The organism is Companilactobacillus mindensis DSM 14500, from assembly GCF_001434275.1.
In the GTDB taxonomy this organism is placed as follows: Bacteria; Bacillota; Bacilli; order Lactobacillales; family Lactobacillaceae; genus Companilactobacillus; species Companilactobacillus mindensis.
Window position 1 is genome coordinate 1 of record NZ_AZEZ01000044.1, and the last position, 18393, is coordinate 18393.

17 protein-coding genes are annotated in these 18393 nt (G+C 38.4%); 2 read left to right on the forward strand and 15 right to left on the reverse strand.

The window, feature by feature from the left end; translation table 11 throughout:
* Nucleotides 1–91 precede the first annotated feature (91 nt).
* The 7 genes from FD29_RS04745 to FD29_RS04775 form a co-directional block, all read right to left on the reverse strand.
* Nucleotides 92–922 carry a putative RNA methyltransferase gene (locus tag FD29_RS04745; RefSeq protein WP_057887814.1) on the reverse strand — a complete coding sequence of 277 codons (831 nt, stop codon included), beginning with the start codon at nt 920–922 and terminating at the stop codon, nt 92–94.
* Between the two features lie 9 nt (nt 923–931).
* Nucleotides 932–1498, reverse strand: a complete 567-nt coding sequence (locus tag FD29_RS04750; protein ID WP_083477779.1) for an SOS response-associated peptidase family protein — start codon at nt 1496–1498, stop codon at nt 932–934.
* A gap of 54 nt (nt 1499–1552) precedes the next feature.
* Entirely contained in the window at nt 1553–1969 is a 417-nt protein-coding gene (locus tag FD29_RS04755) for a DUF805 domain-containing protein (protein WP_235804262.1), read from the reverse strand.
* Nucleotides 1970–1985: 16 nt separating this feature from the next.
* Entirely contained in the window at nt 1986–2330 is a 345-nt protein-coding gene (locus FD29_RS04760; protein ID WP_083477780.1) for a fluoride efflux transporter FluC, read from the reverse strand.
* A complete protein-coding gene (locus tag FD29_RS04765) occupies nt 2327–2749 on the reverse strand; it encodes a fluoride efflux transporter FluC (protein ID WP_057887817.1) in 423 nt (140 codons plus the stop codon). The genes FD29_RS04760 and FD29_RS04765 overlap by 4 nt, the downstream gene beginning before the upstream one ends.
* A 472-nt stretch (nt 2750–3221) precedes the next feature.
* Nucleotides 3222–4124, reverse strand: coding sequence for a phosphogluconate dehydrogenase (NAD(+)-dependent, decarboxylating) (gene gnd, locus FD29_RS04770; protein ID WP_057887818.1), 903 nt, complete (start codon nt 4122–4124; stop codon nt 3222–3224).
* Nucleotides 4125–4247: 123 nt separating this feature from the next.
* Entirely contained in the window at nt 4248–4808 is a 561-nt protein-coding gene (locus FD29_RS04775; RefSeq protein ID WP_057887819.1) for a hypothetical protein, read from the reverse strand.
* Nucleotides 4809–5034: 226 nt separating this feature from the next.
* On the opposite strand from FD29_RS04775, the gene FD29_RS04780 reads away from it, so the two are divergent.
* The gene (locus FD29_RS04780; protein ID WP_057887820.1) at nt 5035–6429 is read left to right on the forward strand and encodes a hemolysin family protein; all 1395 of its coding nucleotides are present in this window, start codon (nt 5035–5037) and stop codon (nt 6427–6429) included.
* A 407-nt stretch (nt 6430–6836) separates the two neighbouring features.
* On the opposite strand, the gene FD29_RS04785 is transcribed toward FD29_RS04780, so the two are convergent.
* The 6 genes from FD29_RS04785 to FD29_RS04810 all read right to left on the reverse strand — a co-directional run bounded on the left by FD29_RS04785 (nt 6837) and on the right by FD29_RS04810 (nt 13319).
* Nucleotides 6837–7589: a class I SAM-dependent methyltransferase gene (locus tag FD29_RS04785; protein WP_057887821.1), complete on the reverse strand. Its 753-nt coding sequence runs from the start codon at nt 7587–7589 to the stop codon at nt 6837–6839.
* A 376-nt stretch (nt 7590–7965) separates the two neighbouring features.
* Nucleotides 7966–9669 carry a hypothetical protein gene (locus FD29_RS04790; protein WP_057887822.1) on the reverse strand — a complete coding sequence of 568 codons (1704 nt, stop codon included), beginning with the start codon at nt 9667–9669 and terminating at the stop codon, nt 7966–7968.
* 70 nt (nt 9670–9739) lie between these two features.
* A complete protein-coding gene (locus FD29_RS04795; RefSeq protein WP_057887823.1) occupies nt 9740–11386 on the reverse strand; it encodes a glycosyltransferase family protein in 1647 nt (548 codons plus the stop codon).
* Between the two features lie 72 nt (nt 11387–11458).
* On the reverse strand, nt 11459–11824 hold the full coding sequence (locus tag FD29_RS04800; RefSeq protein WP_057887824.1) for an iron-sulfur cluster biosynthesis family protein: 366 nt from the start codon (nt 11822–11824) through the stop codon (nt 11459–11461).
* 11 nt (nt 11825–11835) lie between these two features.
* Nucleotides 11836–12651 (reverse strand): hypothetical protein, encoded by an 816-nt coding sequence (locus FD29_RS04805; protein ID WP_057887825.1) that lies wholly within the window; start codon nt 12649–12651, stop codon nt 11836–11838.
* Between the two features lie 5 nt (nt 12652–12656).
* Nucleotides 12657–13319: an HAD hydrolase-like protein gene (locus FD29_RS04810; protein WP_057887826.1), complete on the reverse strand. Its 663-nt coding sequence runs from the start codon at nt 13317–13319 to the stop codon at nt 12657–12659.
* An 87-nt stretch (nt 13320–13406) separates the two neighbouring features.
* On the opposite strand from FD29_RS04810, the gene FD29_RS04815 reads away from it, so the two are divergent.
* Complete coding sequence (locus FD29_RS04815) at nt 13407–15743, forward strand: HAD-IC family P-type ATPase (RefSeq protein ID WP_057887827.1); 2337 nt, start codon at nt 13407–13409, stop codon at nt 15741–15743.
* Between the two features lie 284 nt (nt 15744–16027).
* On the opposite strand, the gene FD29_RS11390 is transcribed toward FD29_RS04815, so the two are convergent.
* On the reverse strand, nt 16028–16192 hold the full coding sequence (locus FD29_RS11390; RefSeq protein WP_157049385.1) for a hypothetical protein: 165 nt from the start codon (nt 16190–16192) through the stop codon (nt 16028–16030).
* A 68-nt stretch (nt 16193–16260) separates the two neighbouring features.
* The gene (locus FD29_RS04820) at nt 16261–18222 is read right to left on the reverse strand and encodes an SLAP domain-containing protein (protein WP_057887828.1); all 1962 of its coding nucleotides are present in this window, start codon (nt 18220–18222) and stop codon (nt 16261–16263) included.
* Between the last annotated feature and the right edge of the window lie 171 nt (nt 18223–18393).

An 18393-nucleotide genomic window follows, 5' to 3' on the forward strand; every position in this document is an offset into this window, starting at 1 on the left:
CTACGGCTCACAGTGGACTTTCGCCACCAAGTTAGCGCCCATGCCGGGCGCACTATAAATAAAAACCACCCGTAAAACGGGTGGTTTTTATTTATTTCTTTTGACCAACTAAAATAGTTGAACCAACGGTAATTTGTTGAACACTTTCCCAATCGATCAGACTGTTATCGACATTGAACAATAACGGTGTCATCTTGATAAAAGCGTTTCTTTCCGTTTCATCGATGTTGTAAGTCTTGGTAGCATCGATCTGGTCTACTAAATGATAATGTTCTTCAAAGTAATCCAAAACTTTTTGATTAGAATACTTCTCTTGTTTCAACTGGCCTTTAGCTTGAGCGCGCAATTCTTGAACATGATACTCGTTGGGGATAACTTTTAACACATACCCTTTAGGGTTTAATATCCGATTGAATTCATGATAATTAGCCGGTGAAAAAATATCGATAATCCCATCGATAGTTTGATTCTGAATCGGTAAGTGAGCTAAATCACCGATAAACCATTCTACTCCGGTATCGGGACCCTTGGCAGCCAACTGAATTGAATCTTTAGAAATATCGAAAGCCAAGACCTGCTTATCTTTTAATTGTGCAATTTTTTGAGAGTAATAACCCTCTCCACAGCCGACATCGAGCGTACTTTGAATGTTTAACTTTTCTATCAATGAAAGTATCTTTTTAGCAATGTGATCATACATTCCATGTTCAAGTATCAAGTGACGATTTTCAAAAGATTCTAAATCGTAATTTTTTTGTTGCTTATTATTTAAAACAAAATCGACATAACCTTTTTTGGAAATATCAAAGTTGTGATTTTGTCCACAGATCAAACTGTTGCCACTCAACAATAATTTTTCTCCACAGATGGGACACTGGAAAAATTCGTTGCTGTTACTAAATTTTTGAATTTTACTATTCATTAAAACACCTTATTTTTCTTCATTTGATATCAATTGGGGCATGGTTGCTGTTAAAAATTTATCGGCAAATTCGTCATCGTAGATCCACCGATTGATCTGGTCTTTAGCCAAAATCAAAGGCATTCGGTCGTGGATCTTTATCATCGATTCATTGGGAGCAGTCGTAAATAATATACTCTGTGGGGTATCGTCAAAATAGTTGTAGCACCCTGCTATAAACAATGTTTGGGGATCATTGCTGAAGTTGAATTTATACTTCTGCTTAGTTTTACTCCACTCAAAAAAGCCTGTCGTCGGATAAACGCAACGCCTCTTTTGGAAAGACTCCGCAAACATTTGCTTTTGAAGAACTGTTTCCGAGCGGGCATTGATGATCGACTGTCCCGTTTTGAAACCAGGGAAGCCCCATTTCATGGCCACTACTTGTACTTGGTTTGTACCAGCAATAATTAAAGCCGTCTGATCCGTTGGAAAAACTTCTCCTGTCTTAGGCTGATACCCATTGTTGACAGCTGAATCATAGATTCGTTTGATTTCGGGATTTTTATCCGGTTGAAACATATATCGACCGCACACAATAGCTACCTCCACAAAAAAACTAGAACATTTCTGTTCTAGTTTAACAAATATTTAGATATCTTTGGGCCAATTATTGCCAAAATCGCGTTGTGGCAAGCATAACAATACTAACAAGGCCAATTCGCCCACGACGGGTACTAACCCGATTAGAACCCACCAGCCGTGCATTTTACGGTCATGCAGACGTCTGATGATTGCGGTAAAAACTGAGATCCAGTAGTATCCCAAAGTCATTGCCATCGCTACACCGATAATTGAACTCCAATAAAAATCATCGATTGGCATTTTAGTGATTGCAAAGGCCAATAAACCAGCAATTGCATACATGACGATCGTCATACCTAAAAACCCCCACCAAAAATCTTTACGACTCATTCTCTTAGCACCTACGAATAAATCCTTGAAATATAATATCGTCGAAGAAATTATTCCTGGGCGAAAACTTTCATTCCATACTTGTTCTTTCATTTGCATTTGAATTCTCCTAAATGTGAATACCCACGATAAAACCAAGGATACCAAAGATGTACGTCAAAACAAAGTATAGGAAACAACGTCCTAAACGATGTTGGAACCACAATTGACTCAACTCCATGTTGAAGGTCCCAAAAGTAGTAAAACCACCACAGAACCCGGTTCCTAGCAATAATAATATCGCACCGTTATGAATTTGTGCAGTGAAAATACCTAAAAGTATCGCTCCAAAAATATTAATAAAGAGTGTAACGATAGGAAAATCAATTTTTAACTTTGCCTGTTGCAACGTCAATTCATTTCTCAAGAAAGCCCCAATCGTGGCACCGAATCCGACTAATAAAGGATTGATCATGACCGTTCCTCCCGACTTTTCTTAGCGTAATCATTGAAAGCTTGCGTTGCGGCCCAATAGTTCCCCAAAATGGCCAGGGCAAAACCGCCGACAATCGTCAACGTTAAATAAATAAACAACAACAACCATTGTCCGGTATTGAACAAGCGATACGTATCGGCCGTAAAAGTGGAAAAAGTCGTATAAGAGCCCAAGACTCCAGTACTCAACGTCAAAATAACGCGTGATGACAAGTTGAAACGGTCTTGTAAATAATGGATCAAGAATGGCAACACAAGTGCTCCACTCAAATTAGCAACTAACGTTCCTAATGGAAAGCCATTGCTTGGTTTAAAAATCAGGCTTTCTAAATAACGCAGATTACTACCGATAAAAGCCCCAATAAATAAAAACAGAAATACTTCAGCTCTTTTCCGCATCTTTGAAACCCTCCCCTTAAAATAAAAAAAACTTGTCATCGACAAGTTTTTTAGTTCATTAATTTTAATTATACAGAAATATAGGCCCCAGCTGAATGATTTTTTACTAATACAATTATCCATGTACTATAAAAACAATAAGCTGCTCTCACAGTATTCCAAATCCACCAGAATTTCATGGAAGACGGCAGTGAACCCATAATCAAATCATATTTATTGATATTTAATAAAGAACGCTGCCTATATCAATATCTCAAAAACCCCAAATCTTTAGACCCTCTAGTCTGGAATGGAATTCTGGTGGATGCTCAGCGTGGTAGTCTCTTAGCTGGCGTTCCTTTGCCAGGTTAGAGACAGACAAGCTTGAAGACAATTCGCAGAATTGGCTCCAAGTTGCTCTCACAACGTTCCAGCAATCCATCAGAATTTCATGGAAGACGGCAGTTATAAAACAACAACTAATTTCTAATTATTACTTTTTATTCTCAACATCATGGCCACCGAATTCGTTACGTAGGGCTGCAACGACTTTACCAGTAAATGTATCATCTTCAAGTGAACGATAACGCATCATCAATGAAGCTGCAATAACTGGTGTTGGAACTTGAAGGTTCAAGGCTTCTTCCAAAGTCCACTTACCTTCACCAGATGAATGCATTACACCTTTGATATCGTCCAAATTAGGATCTTTGGAAAAGGCTGATTGAGTCAATTCCATCAACCATCCACGAATAACTGAACCATGTTCCCAAACCTTGGCAACAGCTTCGTTATCGTAATCAAATTGACCGTGTTCCAAAACGTCAAAACCTTCAGCGATAGCTTGCATCATACCGTATTCGATACCGTTATGAACCATCTTTAAATAGTGGCCACTGCCGGCTTTACCTGTGTATAAGTAACCATCAGTTTGAGCGATACCTTTGAAAATAGGTTCAATATATTCAAAAGTTTTTTCATCATCTCCACCGATCATGAAGTTTCCATCACGGTTTGCACCGCTCATACCGCCTGATGTACCAACATCGAAGTACTTAATATCTTTGTCTGTAAGGATTTTGTTATGTTGCAATGAATCTTTGTAAAATGAGTTACCACCGTCAATAACGATGTCGTTTGGATCAAGGAGTTCGCTTAGCTTATCAATAGTACTGTTTGTAGGATTACCGGCTGGTAACATTACCCAGACGATACGTGGTGCAGAAAGTGCTTTTACAGCATCTTCCAAACTCTTTTGTACTTGTGCCCCTAGTGTTGAAGCGTCATTTCTTGCTCCATCGCTCAAATCAAAAGCTACTACCTCATTACCGTTACGAATCAAATTCTCGGTCAAGTTAATACCCATCTTACCGAGCCCAATCATTGCTAATTTCAAAATTAATCCTCCTAAGTTGTGTTCTCACAAGTTCTAATTATACATAAAAAAGCCGCACCAAAAATAACATTTTGGTACGACCCGATTGCTCAAGAGGTTGATATCATAAGCATAATTGGCTGATCAAGCCTTGAATCTGTTCCACCAGTGACTCTTCTTATCATCACTGACCTTTTCGTTTACACGTTCTTTGATGTTTTCATCTTTTTTAGCAGTTTCATTTTCAGCTTTTTCAGCTGCTTGTTGCTTCAAAGTTGTCAGTTCTGCTTGTAATTGTTCCTTTGATTTTTGAGTATCTGCCAACTCTTCTTGAAGTTCGCTAATAGTCAATTCACGTTTCTTGTTTTCAGATTCCAATTTGGCAATGGTTGCGTGCAATTCTGAAACTTCGTCGTCTTGTTTAGCATCAGAAGTATCTTTAACGTCAGCAGTTGGATAAATTTGTTTAGCTGATGTTTCCAAAGTCATTTTGAGACCATGGCTCAATTTAACCATTTCTTTAAAATCTTCAATATTCTTTGAAGTATAAAGACGGTTGTTTTGGCTATTGCGTTCAAAATATTGACTGTTGTCAGTTGTCCGTTCAACGATCAATGAATACTTGCGTAGCGTTGCAACGCTGATTACTAAATCTTTAGCTGCTTGTGCTGGAGTTAATAGGTTGTTAGTTTTTACTTTAGTCAAAAGGATTCCCCCAAGGTTGTTTCATTCTCTTCATTATAAAAATAATAATTGTGAAGTTCAACTACAAAATGGCCGCTATTCCAAAATTAAATCGTCCTTGCTATATTTTAACCGTGAAATTGGATATACTAAAGATGTAAAAATAAAATATTTCATCTTAGCCGACACAGTCGGTTTTTCTTTGGTGTATAATGCGTTTTACAAGAAAAAAAGGGGAAATCATATATTGTCAAGTTCTTCAATTACAACAAACTTTATTATCATACTGATAACCTTTATTTTTGCCTTCTTCTTCGTGGCTGCTGAGTTCGCTCTTGTACAAACTAGATCCAGTCAACTGGAAGATGCAATTCAAAAAGGTGAGGGTAATACCAAGAAGCTTCAACGTGCTTTGATGATGGTCAACAACCTCAACGAATACTTATCAACGACGCAAGTTGGTACAAGTATCGCTGGTATTATTTTAGGTTGGATCGGTGAAAGTACGATCGAATACTTATTGGTCGATTTAATGGGCGTCGCTCATATTTCTGCTGGTGGCAGCAGCGGTCTACACGCTATCAGCTCTGTCGTCGGTGTGCTTTTACTAACATACTTGGAAGTTGTTTTGACTGAAATCGTTCCTAAGAATATTTCAATCGATATGCCAATGACCATGTTGATGCTAGTCGTAACGCCGTTAAGATTTTTCCATTTAGCTGTCTATCCATTCGTTTGGTTGCTAAACGTTTCTGCTTCAGGAATCGTTCGTCTAATGGGCATGAAACCTGCTGATTCAGAAAATGAGGTCTTTTCACAGTCCGAAATTCTCAGACTTTCCAAATCATCCATTAAAGGTGGAGATATGGAACCAGATGATGTTATCTTCATGCAACGTGCCTTTGCATTGAACGACAAGGTCGCTAAAGATATCATGGTCGATCGTACTAGTCTTTACGTCGTTGATATTACCGACAAAGTCAAAGATGTTATCAAAGATTACTTACAACAAGGATTTTCAAGATTCCCAGTTGTGGCCGATAATGATAAGGATAAAGTTCTTGGTTATGTTTATGCTTACGATATCGTTCGTCAAAATCAAGTCGATGGCGACGTTGGTATCAGCCGAGTATTGAGATCTGTCAATACCGTTCCTGAAACCATGCCGATCCAAGATATCCTTTCAAAGATGATCAAGAAACAAACGCCTATCGTTATCGTTGTCGATGAATACGGTGGGACAAGTGGTATCGTGACTGATAAGGATATTTACGAAGAGTTATTCGGTACCGTTAAAGATGAAATCGATGATGTTTCTGATGAATACATCGTTAAGAATAATGACGGTTCTTACAACGTTTCTGGTAAAACTACCCTTTATGATTTCGAACGTTACTTCAAAACTGACGTTAAGGAATTCCAAAAATCCGACATCATCACAGTTGGTGGATATTTAATCGAAAAATATCCTGAAATTCACAAGGGTTCCAAACTTGAATTCGGCAATTTCAACTTCGAAGTTGCTGAATTCGATCACGGCTTCGTTAACTGGTTCAAAGTTACTGTCGACAAAAATGCCGTAACTAAACAAGATAACTTAGCTTCATTGACTGATGTCGATGACTTAAAAGATGATAAATAAAAGAATATAACAGAACTCGGTTAACTTCCGAGCAATAATCGAAAAGCCTCAATATTCGCACTATGAATATTGAGGCTTTTGCTATTATGCACAAAAAGTTGAGTTCTGTTGCATGTTTACGTTGCATATTTAATGAAAAATATAGTTGTATCCCAGACCTTTACATAAAGTAACGATAGATCAGTAAACACAATATAATTGTTAATATCACTAATAATGGCTGAAAGAATAAGATCATTACATTGAACCAATGATACATACTCTGTCCTAATTGGTGATAAATACTTTTACCGAATCTTATCAATCGACTTTCACCTCAATCTCGATTATTACAAGTCCACATTAACAAAAATCGAAATTTCTAAATACTATTTTAGGTAAAGATTCGGTAAATTTTTCTTTACAATTTATTTCTTAATTGCACAACTAGCCCAAAAAGTCGGAATATTGTAGTCATGCAACTTACCTTCACTATTAGTATCTTCATACAAATCAACAATTTGAAAGCCAGCCTTGATCTGACCACGTAATTGTTCATCCAACGTGTGCGAGAACTGAATTCCTTCTTCTTCTGGTGGAAACTCCTCGTTGATACTAGGATCTTTCAGTGGATTATAAGGCAAACTGTGATAAAGCTTTGTTTGGTCCTTATCAAAGATATAATTCACTCCATTGTCCATTCCCACTAATAGTCGACCGCCCGTCTTCAAAACCCGAAAACTTTCTTCCCAAACATGTTGAACATCTTCAATGTAGCAGTTGGCAACCGGCTGAATAATCATGTCAAAACTATTATCATCAAAAGGCAATTTTTTAGTCATATCGCCTTTGACGATTTCAATCTCGTAGCCCTCTCTTTTAGCAACTTCTGCTTCAGCATCCAATTGTTTTTGTGAGTAATCAAATACCGTACAAACTCCGCCTAAAGCTGTCAAAATTGGCATCTGTTGTCCGCCGCCAGCAGCTAGTCCAAGAATTTTTTGGCCCGTGAGAGGTTCTGGAAACCAGTCTTTAGGAATTGCCCGATTAGGTGTCAAAACCAATTTGAATTTGCCATTTTTTGCATCGACATATTCAGCGTGACTGACCGGTTTGCCCCATTCCCAGCCATCACTGACCCAACCATCAATAATTTTCGAATTGTACTTCGTGTAATCCATTTGTATCCCTCATTTCGAGTCAGAATTTTTTTTAAGTATAATACAAAAAAGTTCTTTCTTGAATTTAGTTGGTCACTGCCGTCTTCCATGAAATCCCGATGGATTGCTGGAACGCTGTGAGAAGCAACTTCGAACCAATTCTACGAATTGTTTTGAAGATTGTCTGGCTCTAACCTGGCAAGGTACGCCAGCTAAGACCCTACCACGGCTGAGCATCCATCGGGATTCCATTCCAGACTAAACGTTTTTTTATTCGTTTTACATTAATAGTATTAAGATTTTAAATTCTAATAAACAATATTAAATAGGTCATCCAACTTTTTAAGTGAATGACCTATTAGTGTATCTAACTAAAGTTTCTAAACAAAACTATCTATTATTTAGTTTTTCTCAATCCTTCAATTCGGTCAAAGTCGACCAAATTCAATTTATTGATAAAGACGATGGCCACAATAATCAAAAACGACAAGAAAGAAATTCTGCGAGTTACCTTTTGAGTAGCAGTCTCGAAGTAATCCACGATAACCTTACCCTTACCGTTGATCTTAACTTGCGCCAAATTATTATTTTTCTTATCCATCTTCAACTGCGATACTTGTCCAGTTGACTGGCTCGATTGGAAACCATAGTAACCGATGATCGGTAGATCAACTTTGGCATGCTTAGCGTTCTTGAAGTCAAAGCTCAAGCGAGTTCCATATTGACGGAAATTAGAAATTTTAGCCTTACCGCTTTGAATTTTGGGCTTGTGCGCCGTTCTTTGCAATTCGCCTAGACTTGTACCAGCAGGCAAATAGCCTTGCCCAGTGCCGATACTGAAGCTATCTAGGTCGTTATATTCGTCATATGAAACTAACTGTAACGGCGAATCGTTGATCAAGCGCGAACTTGCTGAAAAAGCCATCAAAGCGACGAAAATCATCAATCCGGATTTAGCCCACTTAGTAGTGAAAATATTCAGTGGATCTGCAGCCACAAAAATCGCCAATAACAAGGTAATGATCATGTCGAAATGCCATGGATATTGAATTACTTTCAAAGGTGTGGCATTGATGATGAACCAAGGGAATAATTTGCTGCTGGCCAACAACATAACGGCACCAATGATGGCAAAATGCTTTACGGCTCGATTCTTGATTCTCATATAAGATATTAAAATTATAATAGCAGCCAAAATCAGCGTAATACCAATATTTGGCTGACTGAGCGTATTGTTAAAACTCCATTTAGTTACGTCGGAAAAGTCCTGCGCTCCCTTTGGCAACATGCCTTTCGACTGGCCCAAAATAAACTTTGTATGATGCATCTGCTCTATCATCGGCAAGAAGTACGCTAGACTCATCAAGCCCGAACTCAGTGCGGCCCAAAGAAGTGACAACAGACGTTTAGGAGCCTTTTTCAACTCATTGATTTGACATAACGCAATTATAACGATTAACACAGCAACTAAAATTGGGGCAATAGCTTGCGAATAAATGATTTCTGTCATACCAAAAGCTAAATATAGCCACTGCCTACGATCACCATAGAAAATCTCATATATTCCTAACATTGCGACCGGCAAACACAACAACGCTCCTACTTCACCGATATCATGTCGAAATAAAACTTCGTGCAGCCGATACGTCGACATAGTGTAGACAAAACTAAATACCAAGCTATTCATATATTTCTTGCTGACTTTGTAAAAACACAAAAAGGCAACTCCGAAAGTTAAGAAGTTAAACAAGAAATTCAAACCGACCAATGTCTGAGCACTAGAGAACCCCATCAATCGTAAAATAGCGCCCGGATACATCAAGAAATCCGAATTAAAGACGTTAACTAAATATCCAAAGCCACCCATAAACGACATATTTACCAGTGGAAAATACTGATGCCGTTGCAAAGAATGGTACAGTCCTTCGATCCGCATCATGTGGAATCGATCGGTGCTGCTACCTAGATAAGCCCAAATTTTTCCTTGATAGATTTGAGTTTGATAAACCATTAAGAAACTAATTAACAAGAACAAAAAAATTGTAAAAATAGTAACTGCAATCCTTTTAGAACTTTTACTTTTCAAAAAAGCTAATTGCATAAAATAATACCTTCCTTATGATACCTGCAATAACTCCCATTATACTAATAGACCCAAAACTAAGGATACTCTATTTTTTAAATTTTTTTCTAGCGAAATACATTAAACCTAAAAATAAACTAGCTAAAGAAATTACTTTACTAATTCTTTGAACCGGCGTCTTTTCATAATCGATGCGCACGACACCTTTGCCATTAACAATAATTTGCCCTAAACCATTGTTATTCTTATCCATCCGTAATTTAGAAACTTGGCCAGTTGAATCTTTGGCAGAATAACCATAGTAGCAAATAATTGGTACGGAAACTTTAGCATTTTGAGCAGCTTGAAAGTGGAAGGTTACTTTTGAGCCTACTTGAGAAAAATTGCTAATTTTGGCTTGACCGCTTAGAACTTGTGGCGCATGTGGTGCTTTGATCAAGGCTGTTAAGCTGGCATTCTTGGGCAAATATTCTTGACCGCTACCGATACTGTCAACATCCAAGTGATTGAACTGCGTATATGCGTCATCTTCGCGCGGATACTGTTGGACTAAGATTCTTTCCGAATTCATAACTAATCCCAAAGCGAATAAAATCATCAAGACCTTTTTCCAATTGCCAGAAAATATTCCTAATGGATCAGCAGCAATTACAATGGCAAAGAGAATACTGACGATCATATAAAAGCGCCAAGGAAACTGAATCATATTGAGTGGTGTCTTATCGAAGAACTTCCAAGGAAAAATATTCGTTGTCATCACCAAAAGCAATTCACCGATAATTGCAAAGTCTCTGATTGCCACATTTTTGATTTTCCAAATTATCAATGGAATCGTTATTGCCGTAACCAACATGATCAAACCGATATTTTGCTTATATAAGTCGTTATGAACGCTCCAATTCAATAAGTCCGGCCAACTCATCTCAGTCTGCGAAACGTTGATCAGAGGCGCATTAGTCAGTTTAAATTGCGTATGGCGCATTTGTTCAAGCATTGGCATGAAGTAGGCCAAACTCAACATCAAAGAACTTACGCCCGCATAAAAGAGTGCGAGTATGCGTTGCGGCTCCTTTACTAACGTCTTGATTCGAAAAATCATGACTAAAACAATAAAGATACCGATCAAAACCGGCGACAGAGCGTGCGAATAGATCACTCCCACCATCCCGATAGTCAAATAGATCCACTGATGATGATTGTTGTAGAAGATCTCATAGACACCCAAGACGACGATCGGCAAAAAAACGAAGGTCGATAATTCCCCAACGTCGAATCTGCGCACCATGTCAAAAATACGATACGTCGACAGCGTGTAGACAAAGCTGAATAATAGACTCTTGTCATAACGCTGGCTGGCCTTGTAAAAAGCCCCAAACGACGTTAAAAAGGTTACAAAATTCAGTAACACATAAAAACTGACGAAAGCCTGCGTAATCGTGAGTCCCATCAATCGCAAAACTGCTGCTGGATAAAGCCAGAGATTGGAATAAAAAACATTGGAAATATAACCTAGACCACCCAAAAATGACATATTTACAATAGGCGTGAGGTTACCTTGGCGCATTGCTTGTGCCAGGCCTTCAATTCTCATAATGTGAAAGCGACCGTCGTTACTCATCGTCAAAAAAGACCAAATATGACCATTCAGCTCGGTCAAATAAATCGAAATCAAACTAGCTGCCAAAAATAGCAACAACGTCAATAATCTTTTGTGTTGGACAATTAGCTTTTTCATAATCATTCATCCCGATAAAAAAAGGGAACTCAAAGACTTCGTCTTCAAGTTCCCTCAATATTTAATTGTTATTTATCTAGCTTTTACTGCATCGTAATCAATGATGTTGACACTTTTATCAATGATTTCTTTGGTATTAGCAAAGACCAAAAGCTGCGTCTTAGGATCGACCTTCAGTGACATCCCTTTTTCATCCAAAAAGTCTTGCGCACTATTCTTAAAATAAATCGTTCCCATATTGCTATCTAATTCAATCGGATAATCTTCCAAAGATTCAGTAGCGTCGACTATGATTATTCGAAACTTCGTGATCAACGCACAGTCGCCCTGGCCAGAAAAACGACCAAAGCCGTCATCCAAATCCAAAAGAATTTTTTTGTCAGCTGTGACATATGCTTCCAATTTGGCTTGTGCTTCTGGTGTTATTTCGATTTTCATAACGTTCCCTCTTAATACTTGTATTTAGTGGTACTTCCCCAATCAAGCAAGCTCACGATAAAGACCATGAAAATGATTGAAATGTAACTGAGAATAATACCATTTAACACATTATATAAGACATCGCGGACATTGTAATCGATGTTGCTCACGATCAGATCCTGCAGTGGATAATACGTGGCGCCCAAAATCAATGCCAACAAAATTGACGTACAGATGCCGACCGTACCCAAATGATGCATAAACATCATCGTTGAACCGACTTTGATGCGCAATCTGATTGCCAGAAGTACGAACAAGACAGCCGCAACAACCATAATGGTTTTGATCAAGCGCTTTATAGTTTGAATTTGTTCAATGACTTGTTCCACAGGTCCCAAGTCGTTATCGACAATTTGATTCATGATACCCTCGTTGCTTTTGATGACAGTATCGATCTCACTGTTGATATCCAAACCGTATTGTTGAGCTTCTTTTTTTAACTTGCTGCTGATAACAGCTAAAATTGAACTACCAACCGTTAGTCTTGAGTCATCGCTATAAACCTCATCCACGGATACATTGATGATTTTTTTTACGTCTTTATTTGTCAAATTGACCGCTGACAGATCAGACGAAGCTGAATAACTATTGACTAATCTGCCTAGGCGCTGGTTAGTATAATTTTTGATCAAAGTTACATTAGTATCGCTACTGACAACTTTCTTGACATATTCACTATTCAAGACCGTTGACAAAGTGATTCCTAAAAAGACAATGACCATTAAACAAATCGACAGTAAAACTAAGGTAATATCGTGTCGGTTATATGACAATGACTTGCTCATAATTTCTAATTCTCCATAGCTAGTTTAGCAACTTCCAACGGACTGTTTACGATCCATTCGGAGTTAGCGGCTTTTAATTCATCGTAATCTCCAAAACCATAAGTTACCCCAATGGCTTTAAGATTATTCTTATGCGCCCCCACGACATCACTATTACGATCCCCAACCATAACAAGATTTTTAGTATCCAGATCAACTGAAGTTTTTTCAATTCCATAAGAAATAACGTCTTCTTTTAAGGAACGAACTGATTCATCTTCAGCGGCACCGAACACGTGTCTGACATATTGTTTCATATTTAATTGGTCAATAATTTGTTTCGCAAAAACTTCCGGTTTAGAAGTTGCCACAAAAATTTCTTTATTGGCCTGTTTCAAGGACTCCATCATATCATAAACGCCATCAAAAACTGTATATTCTTCCCAGCCTTCTTTTGAATAGTATTCACGAAAAGCTTTCAAGCTTTGATCAATGTATGGATCATCTGGTGCGACGTGGTCGTACTTTTGTAGAGATGCACCGATAGTTGGTCCGATGAAAGTGTGCAAAGTAGCGTCGTCATGTGGAACGTAGCCCAAAGTGTGTTCGTACATATACTTCAAACTCTTCATAATTCCTATCTCAGAATTAATAATTGTTCCATCCAAATCAAAAAATAAATTGTTCAAATTAAATTCATCCTTTTATGTTAAATTTAAGTTATGTAAAGAGTATATAGCATTCAATAGAAAATAACTAACAGTCGTAGGTAGAGTATGGTAAAAATCAAAAGACCAGAAAAGTATACCAGTCTCGACGAAGGATTAACTACTCAACAAGTTGATTCCCAAGTACAAAAGGGACTGACCAATGTTCAAATCAAAAAATTATCCCGTCCCATTCCTAAAATTTTAGCTGACAATTTATTTACACTTTTTAATTTTCTAAACTTAGTCATTGCCATTTTAATATTTTGGACCGGTTCCTACCGGAACCTATTCTTCTTAGGTCCCGTGATTGCTAACATTATCATCGGCAGTTACCAAGAGATCCGTGCCAAAATCAACATCGACCGCATCAGTTTAGTCAATGCGCAGAATTTTACGGTCACCCGCAACAAACATGCTACAGAAGTCGGTATCGCTGACTTAGTTGAAGACGACATTGTTACGATCAAACGGGGCGACACCATCCCTGCAGACGGAATCGTGCGTTACTCCAACGGATTGCAGACTAACGAATCAAGTATCACTGGTGAAGCCAATACTATCAGCAAGCTGACTGGAGATGAAGTCTTCTCTGGCAGTTTTGCTATTGCTGGTCAAGCCAAGATCCAATTGACTCAAGTCGGCCACGAAAGCTTCGTTTCCAAAATTTCTGCCGCAGTCGGTAAAGAAAAACGTTCCGTCAGTGTCTTGATGAAGATCATCAACAACATTATTAAAATTTTAACATACACGATCATCCCGATTGGTTTGATGTTGTTCTTCCGTTCCTACTTGAAAAACGGCGACATTGCCAAATCCATTTTAGGAACCTCCGCCTCCGTTATCGGCATGATCCCTGAAGGTTTAGTTTTACTGACTTCAGTAGCTTTAGCAACCGGTGCGTACAATTTGTCACGCCGAAATATCTTAGTGCGTTCACTGAGCGCCATTGAAACTTTAGCGCGTGTTGACGTTCTCTGTCTCGATAAAACCGGAACTATTACCACTGGTAAATTGACTATCAAAAAAACACTCAAATACAACGGTTCCAGCGAACAAACGATCCAAGCCCTTGCGCAAAAAATCGTCGACGCCACGCAGGAAACTAACGCCACTGCTATGGCTATTAAAGCTTTAGATATAGCGCCGTCTGATTTATCAGTTAAAAAAGTTATTCCTTTCTCATCAGAAACTAAATATTCAGGCTTTATCGCTGACGATGACACTCACTATATCATGGGTGCGCCCGAATTTATCATCAAACACCCTACTGAAGAAATAACTAAGACCGTTCAAGACGCTGCCAAACATGGTTTCCGAGTGATCGCCGTCTTAAAAGAAACTTCTACGCAAACCTTGTTAGGCTTGTTGTTGATATCCGATGAAGTCAGAAAACAAGCTCCTGACACTTTTAATTACTTGCGCAACCAAGGGATGGACTTAAAGATCATCTCTGGTGATAACCCAGTCACGGTCGCAAACGTGGCTGCCCAAGCTGGTATCAGTTCAGGCAATGATTACATCGACATGAACACAGTTGCTGACGATGCTGACTATCGCGAGTTAGCTAAAAAATATAAGATTTTTGGCCGTGTTCGCCCTAGTCAAAAAGCTGATCTCATCAAGGCTATGCAAGACAACGGCTTGACTGTCGGAATGACCGGCGATGGCGTCAATGATGTTTTGGCCATGCGCCAATCTGATTGCAGTATTGCGATTGCTGGTGAAAGTGATGCCGCTGAAGCTTCAGCTGATTTCGTTTTGTTAAACGGAAACTTCGATTCTATGATCTTCATGCTCAATGAAGGCCGACGAGTCATCAACAACGTCGAACGTGTCGCTTCCTTGTTCTTGATCAAAACAATCTACTCAGTCGTTTTATCAATTCTTTTTATCATTTTGGGAACCGGCTATCCTTTCCAACCTTCACAATTAACGCCTATCAACGCTTTGACCGTTGGTATTCCAACCTTCTTACTCGCTTTGGAACCCAACTATACGCCACCAGCTGGCCGTTTCATGCACAACGTTATGGAAATTGCCTTACCGGCCGCTATCTGCGATATCTTATTTATCGTAACGATCTCAATTCTAGGCAACCACTTCAATTACAGTTACAACACCACTTCAACTCTTTCAGTCTTTGCACTCGGATTGATTGGCTTCTGTGCGTTAGTCTCTATCAGTAACCCACTGTTCATGCGTAAAAAGATAATGATTGGCATTGCTTTTGTCCTCTTTATCATTACCTTCATTTTCAGTGGCAATGCTTTCGGATTGCAAAATATTTTGATTTGGAATTACATGTATCTCTATATAGTCTTACTACTCGTCACTTGGCCTTTGTTCATGTTCATGCGTGAAGTTTTGGGCCGACGAGTCTTCTCAAAAATCAATTGGAAATAAAATAAAAACTAGAGAGCGGAGCAAACCGGTTAGATACCGAGCAATTGCCTAGACCTGGGAATTATCTGTCGGGTTTTGACAGATAATTTTCAGGCCGTAGCAATGCACAGGAATCTGGTTTGTGTAACTCGTTTCAGAGTATGACAGAGCTCGGTTAACTTTCGGACAATAATCGAAAAACCTCAATATTCGTATTATGAATATTGAGGTTTTTACTATTATGCGGAAGAAGTTGAGCTCTGTTGCACGTTTATGCTGCATATTTATAAAAAATTCCGGACCCTTTATTTATTTAGTCTCATAATCAAGGCCACGACATAGACGAACAGTCCCAACATGATCGCATAGAGAATACTCTTGAAAAGCGAACCAATTGGCAACAGTGATATGACAACAACGATCAAGGCCGCTATTACAGCAGCTATGATCAGTTTCAACATCTGTTTCATAAAATCACTCCTAAACAAAAATACACCGGAGCTAATTTAAGCTGCCAGTGTATTTTCAATACTAATTATTATAGATTAGCTTCTGTAACATCTGAGGCTCTGACCCATTGATCAGTAGCGACACGATACATCTTTTCGCCGTTGATTGTAGCGCTGCGGTCTGTGTACCAAGGCGTACTGTGATCCAAAGCGACATCAATGATCAATTGACCCTTGCTGTTGTATACAGGTTTTACATCGCCATTTGTTGTTGTAACAACTGATTGTAATGGTGTGTACTTGTAAGCATCGCTGGCTTTGATATATTCGTTAGTAGCAACACGGTAGTATTCAACACCATTGATTTCTTTAGTTTGATCGATGATCCAACTTGAACCAGCTGAAAGAACAGCACGATCATTCAAATCACCATTAGCATCGTAAATCTTTACATACTTGCCTTTGTCAGGATACGTAGCAACGATATCACTATCTTCAACGTTTGAATCGTCTGACTTCTTAACAAAGATAGTTGCGTCAGGAGCATCTTTGTTAATTGTGTAATTTACATCGTTAGCGTTGACTAATGTGTATCCTTTTGGAGCTGTTAAAGTAACAGTTGCACCATCAGCTGAAGTACCAGATTGTGTACCAACTAATTTATTATTAGCTTGATCATAGTAAGAAATAGTGTATGGTGTATCAGCTTTAGTTACGTAACTTGTAAATGTTTGACCATCTTTGTAAAGTAAGAAACCACTGTACAACAAGTTATTTGAGAATGCATATCCATCTGGAGCTGCCAAAGTTACATAGTCATTAAAATTACCAGTACCAGTAGTTGTCTTGATTAAGTCACCATTAGTTCTATCTCTAAATTGAACTGTATAACCTAGGTTCTTAGTTATGTCTGACTTAGTTACAGAAATTGTCTTAGTAGGTTTCTCACTGTCAATTGTATAAATCATATCAGAACTATTAACCAACTTGTAGCCATCAGGAGCTTGAGTTAAAACAGGGCTTCCTTCTAGGCCTGTACCAGAAATAGTATCGCCGATTTGATCTCCAGTAGCACTGTCAGCAAATTTAACTGAGTAAGAAACATTCTTAGCCAATGTGATTACTTTAGTTGGATTGTCTTTGTATACTTTAACAGTGGTATCGTCATCTGGTAATGTATATTCCTTAGCAGCATCGTCTGTCAACTTAACCGTAAATTCTGCACCATCTGTTACAGCCGTGTCAGTTTTAGTAACAGTTGCAGGAATAGGATTACCGGTCCTTTTATCAACTACGGAAACATTATAACTTACATCATCTGTACTATCAGAAACCGTCACATCCCCAGTTCCCGAGAAGGTAATTGGATTGCCTGAAGTATCTTTAGCTACATTATTATTTGCATCCAAAGCCGTTGCTATGTACTTAGCCGTATTATTACCAGCCTTTGTGATATCAACTGATTTGGGGTCGGTAGTTACCATAAAGTTTTGCCCACTTGTAGTCCCTTTAACGATAAATGGTTGAGCCAAACCATCCTTATCATTAATTTGAAGTTTTCTAGTTCCAATTGAAGACCAATCAGGAGCTTGATAAATTACAACTGTTCTTGTGATTGGTGAGCCATCTTTTCCGTCCTGAACAGGTGTAAATGTAACTGTGCCACCGGCAGTATCAATATCATTGTTACTACTCTTATTGTAGCTAACATCACTATCAGATCCTGTAATTTTAGTCACGTTAAAGGTAGAAGTATCTTTAATCAATGTATCTATGTTGTCAGGTAGTTTAGTACCATTAAAATTCATTGTTTCTGTGGTTTCGCCATTAGCAAACGTTACACTTGGTGCTGTAACATCTGTTGGTGTAACAGCATCATCCTCAGCCACAGCCTTATTTGGTGTTGCTGTAGCAACACCTTTAAGTGCGTTTGTAACCTTTAATGGTGTTTCAGAACTTGTACCAGCAGCTTGAACTAATGAAGTATTTGCTCCTAAAACTGTGCTAGATAACATAATACCAGTTAGAGCAATCATCTTATATTTTTTCATAAACTTATATCTCCCTGATAAATTTAATATATATACTCTTTGACCTATACACCTATAGGATATCAGTTATCGACAAAAAACTATCTGAGGGGTCGCTCCGCTCTCCCTCGTAACAATGTAGTGAAATAAATCTTTTATCCAGTTATACTTCTCTTGAAGGTGATCCACAGT

Coding starts and splice junctions, on each gene's coding strand:
- FD29_RS04745 (WP_057887814.1), bottom strand. CDS start 922: ATGAATAGTAAAATTCAAAAATTTAGTAACAGCAACGAATTTTTCCAG.
- FD29_RS04755 (WP_235804262.1), bottom strand. CDS start 1,969: ATGAAAGAACAAGTATGGAATGAAAGTTTTCGCCCAGGAATAATTTCT.
- FD29_RS04760 (WP_083477780.1), bottom strand. CDS start 2,330: ATGATCAATCCTTTATTAGTCGGATTCGGTGCCACGATTGGGGCTTTC.
- FD29_RS04765 (WP_057887817.1), bottom strand. CDS start 2,749: ATGCGGAAAAGAGCTGAAGTATTTCTGTTTTTATTTATTGGGGCTTTT.
- FD29_RS04785 (WP_057887821.1), bottom strand. CDS start 7,589: ATGGATTACACGAAGTACAATTCGAAAATTATTGATGGTTGGGTCAGT.
- FD29_RS04790 (WP_057887822.1), bottom strand. CDS start 9,669: ATGCAATTAGCTTTTTTGAAAAGTAAAAGTTCTAAAAGGATTGCAGTT.
- FD29_RS04795 (WP_057887823.1), bottom strand. CDS start 11,386: ATGAAAAAGCTAATTGTCCAACACAAAAGATTATTGACGTTGTTGCTA.
- FD29_RS04800 (WP_057887824.1), bottom strand. CDS start 11,824: ATGAAAATCGAAATAACACCAGAAGCACAAGCCAAATTGGAAGCATAT.
- FD29_RS04805 (WP_057887825.1), bottom strand. CDS start 12,651: ATGAGCAAGTCATTGTCATATAACCGACACGATATTACCTTAGTTTTA.
- FD29_RS04815 (WP_057887827.1), top strand. CDS start 13,407: ATGGTAAAAATCAAAAGACCAGAAAAGTATACCAGTCTCGACGAAGGA.
- FD29_RS11390 (WP_157049385.1), bottom strand. CDS start 16,192: ATGAAACAGATGTTGAAACTGATCATAGCTGCTGTAATAGCGGCCTTG.
- FD29_RS04820 (WP_057887828.1), bottom strand. CDS start 18,222: ATGAAAAAATATAAGATGATTGCTCTAACTGGTATTATGTTATCTAGC.